We start from the raw sequence: 4,606 nt of genomic DNA, 5'->3' as shown, positions 1-4,606 counted from the left end.
CGGCGACGTCGCCGAACTGCCTGGTGCCATCGGCGGCCTGTGGACCGTCGGCGCCGCCCAGGCGGTCACGGCCGCCAACGCACTGCTCGGCAGGAAGCAACCGTATCAGGCGCCACGCATCGTCCTTCAGCTCAAGTGCGACGGGATCGACCTGCGCAGCTTTGGCGAAATCGCCGCCAAGCCTGGCGATGAAGAATACACGGCGGGGCCGAACGACGCGGCATGGTGGCGCCTGATCCTGCGCCAGGGCGAATTGGTCGGCGCCCTGTACGTCGGCCCGCCGCGATCGGCCAAGGACTTCACCCGCGTCGTGCAGGCCGGAGCCGACCTGACGCCAATCCACGCGGATTTGCGGCGCGGCAATCTGTCGGGTCTCGCAAAACTGGGGACGGATTGATCCCCTGGCAATGCTCGGGGATGTTGCTGGGGTCAAGGATAGTGTCCGGGGCGATGTCGGCTCCGACGCAATTGCCGGAAGTTTCCAGATCATGGCGAACATCATTATGATATAACTACTATTTTCGGCGTCTCCATTTCGGATGATGACCCAGCACGCCTTGGCAAATAGGATTGCCACTTCGAATTGAGCCGCACATGACCATTGCGAGCGTCCGCATCTACTTCCACGCAGTAACCGAGGCACGCACGCGGAGTCTGTCGTCCTCCCATTGGGGCTTTGCGGAATGGTTCTCGCGCAGGCTCAGGCCCATTCGCGAGCAGCTTCGCGGCCCAGAGGCAAAGGGCGTGGACATCATGAACCTGATGCTCTATGAAGACCCGGAACACGCCTGGCAGCCAAATCAGTGGCATCAGCGCGACAACTCGTTCGAGTTCGACTTCGTCTGTGACCTGCGCCCGCTCGAGAAGAGCCCGGCCATCGAAAACATCCAGAAGCTGATGCACTTCTATGCCGAAGTTTCTGCAACTGCGCCGTGGCCACAGGCTCGTGCGGTCGCCGCGGCCTTGCGCCAACCGCTGAGTGATGTCGATCGAATCACGCTGCTTCCGTATTTGCAGTGGCCACGTGGCGAAATGGTCAGCGAAGCCAAGGCCAGGCGAGTGGCAGCAAATGCAGCCTGACCCTTCGCTCGAACGGAAAGGCCGTGTGGAGTCTCTTGTGAGGGATGGAGGACGATGTGAGGAACGGTGTAGGTGTTGATCCTTGGCTACAAATCACCCATGGCATCGGCAAGCGTGATGCATTACCCCTTGCCCGGTCGTTGACGGTTGTTCTGTTCGCGATGACGGCGGTGACGCTCAGTCCACCGCTCGCCGCGCTCGATATCTCGGGAGCCAGCACAGTACAGCCGGTAGTCGAGAAACTCATTCCCCTGTTCACCGCTCAGGGCGGAGAACCGGTCAAGTTGTCTGGCGGAGGAAGCGGCGCCGGGGTCAAGAACACTCTCTCCGGAACCAGCCAGATCGGAATGGTCTCGCGCGAGCTTCACGCCGACGAAAAATTGACCCTCAAAAATACGGTGATTGCCATGGATGCGCTGGCGATCATCGTCAACAAGGACAATCCGGTCAGCAGCTTAACCAAGGCGCAGTTGGTCGACGTGTACTCGGGCAAGATCAATAACTGGCAGGCACTGGGGGGGCCTGATCTCCCTCTCATCCGTGTCAGCAAGGAGGTCGGTCGCAGCACGCTCGAACTGTTCGAGCATTACACCGGTCTGCTCATCCCTGATCGTAAAAAAGCGACAAACCCACGATCAGTAAGCAAACCTATATCATCGGTTCAAACCTCGAAGCCTTGACCCTCGTCGGCGGGCTGTCAGGCGCTATTGGTTACGTCTCGGTAGGAACGGCCCGCTCGCTGGTGCACGCGGGAATGCCGGTCAAGGTCGTCGCTTTGGAAGCCATCGATCCGTCCGATGAGGCGATTCGCAGCAGGCGTTACCCGATCGTGCGCCCGCTCAATCTCGTCTATGCCCGGGAGTCTGACAGCATCAACTCCTTTCTCGCATTGGCGCGCAGCGAAGACGGCCAAAAAGTGGTGAAGTCGCTCGGCTTTCTGCCTGTCGAAAGCCGCTAGCGTTTGGGAGAGAGGCCATGCAACTGACCTTGACCAAGAAGATCCTGGCGCCATTTCTGCTGCTTGGTCTGGTTGTCCTGATACTGTTGATCCTGCTGTTCCGGTTTGAGGTCCGCCGGGAGAGTATCGCGCATAGGGAACGGGCCTTACTCGAGGTGAAAACCGGAATCAATGCGATCGCCAGCCGGATTCAGAGTGGCATTCTGACGCGCAGTGAATCCTTTGCCATTGAAGCGGCCAGGGCAGCGCAGCAATCCGGCGAGTCCCTGCGGAAACTCGGCGACGACGATGGGAATCTGCGGCAACGGTTCGAAGATTTTTTGCCGCCGTGGTGGCGATCAACTCAGTTTTCCTGGAAAACCGCAATGAGGAGGGCGCCAGGCGATTGGACCAACTGCGCGACCAGGAAGGACGGATTGCCACTTTAGTTGGCGAGCAATTGGTCCAGACCGAAGCGGCGCGAGGACGCTTATCGAGAATTGCGCACTGGCTTCAGGTCGCGACTCTGCTCGCCGTTGTCGCCACGGCAGCGCTGGCCGGTGGCTTTGTGTTACGCAAAGTCGTCAAGCCGATTCGCCATGTCGTTACGGTCGCAGAAGGGATCGCCGCAGGCAATCTGTCGGCGACCATTGATGCGGTGGGTAGCGACGAAACGGCGCAGTTGCTCAGCGCGTTTCGTCACATGCAGGATAAACTGAACACGGTCTTGCAGGAGATAGAAGCGTGCGGCTTGAACATGGGCCAATCGGCATACCATGTTGCCGCGATCTCGAACGAAATCTCCCAGGTCAGCCGCAAGCAGGAAAGCCGATCGGAAGAAGTTTCCAGCGCCATGCAGCAACTGCACCAAATCTCCTCCAGTGTTCAGCAGCAGGCCACGGAAGCGGTCGGCCGCACGCGTGAAGTGGAGGCATTCGCGCGTGCCGGGATCGACAACGTGAAGCGCAGCATTGCTTCGATGGAAGCGGCGACGCAAGAGGTGGGACGCGCTGCGCTCGAGATTCAGGATCTGGAGCGATCCGCCCAGCAGATTCACACCATCGCCAACGCGATCAAGGATATCGCCGGACAAACCAACCTCTTGGCCCTGAACGCCGCCATCGAAGCAGCGCGCGCTGGTGAGCAAGGACGCGGTTTCGCGGTGGTGGCTGATGAGGTGAGGAAACTCGCCGAGCGCACGACAGGTTCAGCGATGGAGGTGGGACAGATCACCGGCGAACTTTCCGGCAAGGTTCAGCAGGTGGTATCGACCATGTCTGTCGTGGTGCAGAAATTCGATGTCACCCAGGAACAAGCCAAACAAAGTGTTCGCACGATCGACGAAATGGCCAGCAATTCCCTAGAAACCGCGCAAGTCAATCAAAGAATCGTTGACGCCAGTTGCCAGCAACTGGCGCAGTTGGAATATGAACAGCAGGACCCCTTACGGGTCATGGGGCGGGTTACCTGGCAATGCCAGGAGGAGAATGACCTTCTGTGCGGGGTCGAATTCCTGAACATGAACGAATAGAACCGTCATGGGCTCAGGGAATGCTTTGACTATTTTGGCAAGAATCCAGAGTTCCAGGGCCATTCCGCGTTGTCTTGAGGTGATTGCCACGAATAGACATACTGTGCAGGCCGGGCCGATCAAGATGTCCTGCTTGGGTAGAATTGACCGCGGTTGATGGGAAAAAATATACTTTCGCCGGTAGCGTTCGATTTCTTTCAGGTCCTTGCCGGGTTCTCCCACTCCATACTTCGCACAATCCATGAGATCAGTTGGTTCGGGGATGTATGTCCGCCCGACGCGGATGACCCGCTTGCGGTGGCTGGCCATCCGGGTTCTGTTGCTGCTCGCTTGCCAGGGACTCCTGGCGGGCGAGAGTGTGCAGCCACCCGCATCGACAGTGGTTGCCAGGATTCGCGACCACGCTCGGGCCATCACCCACAGTGTCGGCGACTACGATGGACTGCTCGCTTCGATCGGCAATGCGAACATCGTCCTGTTGGGCGAATCGACACATGGCAGCGCCGAGTTCTACGACGAACGTGCCCGCATCACGCAACGACTGATCAATGAGAAAGACTTCCGGGCCTTGGTCCTTGAAGCTGGCTGGGCACCGGCGACACAGCTCGACGATTTCGTCCAGGGGAGGCTGCGCGCAGCGGATGCGGCAACCGCCTTGCGCGTGTTTCAGCACTTCCCGCGCTGGGTGTGGCGGAATGAACAGTTCGCCGTTTTTCTCGATCATCTCAAGAAATCGAGCGAGCAGGCGGCGCCCGCCAGTCCGGCCATCCCGGTATACGGAATGGATCTGTATGGTGTCCCGGAAGCGATCGTCCAGGTCGTGCGCTACCTTGAGGCATATGATCCGCAGGAAGCCAGGCGAGCCAGACGCGACTACCGGTGCTTCGCCCCATACACCCGGCCGCCGCTTGATCCACACCTCTATGGCCGCGATGTGGCCAACGGAGCCATGCCTTCCTGCGAAAGACAGGTGCAATCCCGCCTCACGAAAATGCGCCAACTGGCCGGACCAGATCCGGCACCGGCCGCGTTTGCCGCGCTGATGAGCGCGCGCGCGA

6 protein-coding genes and 1 pseudogene are annotated in these 4,606 nt (G+C 59.5%); all 7 read left to right on the top strand.

Going from position 1 to position 4,606, the window contains the following annotated elements; all coding sequences use genetic code 11:
* Positions 1 to 397 (top strand): annotated as a pseudogene (locus CAPSK01_RS23330) (hypothetical protein); the annotation flags it as partial.
* Positions 398 to 594: 197 nt separating this feature from the next.
* Entirely contained in the window at positions 595 to 1,080 is a 486-nt protein-coding gene (locus CAPSK01_RS15635; protein ID WP_034928753.1) for a hypothetical protein, read from the top strand.
* 44 nt (positions 1,081 to 1,124) lie between these two features.
* On the top strand, positions 1,125 to 1,760 hold the full coding sequence (locus CAPSK01_RS23325; RefSeq protein ID WP_273703813.1) for a substrate-binding domain-containing protein: 636 nt from the start codon (positions 1,125 to 1,127) through the stop codon (positions 1,758 to 1,760).
* The gene (locus tag CAPSK01_RS15625) at positions 1,757 to 2,038 is read left to right on the top strand and encodes a hypothetical protein (protein WP_273703812.1); all 282 of its coding nucleotides are present in this window, start codon (positions 1,757 to 1,759) and stop codon (positions 2,036 to 2,038) included. The genes CAPSK01_RS23325 and CAPSK01_RS15625 overlap by 4 nt, the downstream gene beginning before the upstream one ends.
* A 17-nt stretch (positions 2,039 to 2,055) precedes the next feature.
* A complete protein-coding gene (locus tag CAPSK01_RS15620; RefSeq protein ID WP_034928748.1) occupies positions 2,056 to 2,466 on the top strand; it encodes a hypothetical protein in 411 nt (136 codons plus the stop codon).
* Positions 2,367 to 3,548: a methyl-accepting chemotaxis protein gene (locus CAPSK01_RS15615; protein WP_337958604.1), complete on the top strand. Its 1,182-nt coding sequence runs from the start codon at positions 2,367 to 2,369 to the stop codon at positions 3,546 to 3,548. Before CAPSK01_RS15620 ends, CAPSK01_RS15615 begins: the two co-directional genes overlap by 100 nt.
* 241 nt (positions 3,549 to 3,789) lie before the next feature.
* A partial coding sequence (locus tag CAPSK01_RS15610) for an erythromycin esterase family protein (protein WP_273703811.1) occupies positions 3,790 to 4,606 on the top strand: 817 nt, incomplete at its 3' end.

The sequence above is a fragment of the Candidatus Accumulibacter vicinus genome (assembly GCF_000584955.1).
Lineage (GTDB): Bacteria > Pseudomonadota > Gammaproteobacteria > Burkholderiales > Rhodocyclaceae > Accumulibacter > Accumulibacter vicinus.
The sequence above is the reverse complement of the archived record's forward strand: the minus strand, read 5'-3'. Positions and strand labels throughout refer to the sequence as shown.

What these genes read in the sequence shown, in the direction of transcription:
- CAPSK01_RS15635 (WP_034928753.1), top strand. Translation starts at nt 595, where the DNA reads ATGACCATTGCGAGCGTCCGCATCTACTTCCACGCAGTAACCGAGGCA.
- CAPSK01_RS23325 (WP_273703813.1), top strand. Translation starts at nt 1,125, where the DNA reads ATGGAGGACGATGTGAGGAACGGTGTAGGTGTTGATCCTTGGCTACAA.
- CAPSK01_RS15620 (WP_034928748.1), top strand. Translation starts at nt 2,056, where the DNA reads ATGCAACTGACCTTGACCAAGAAGATCCTGGCGCCATTTCTGCTGCTT.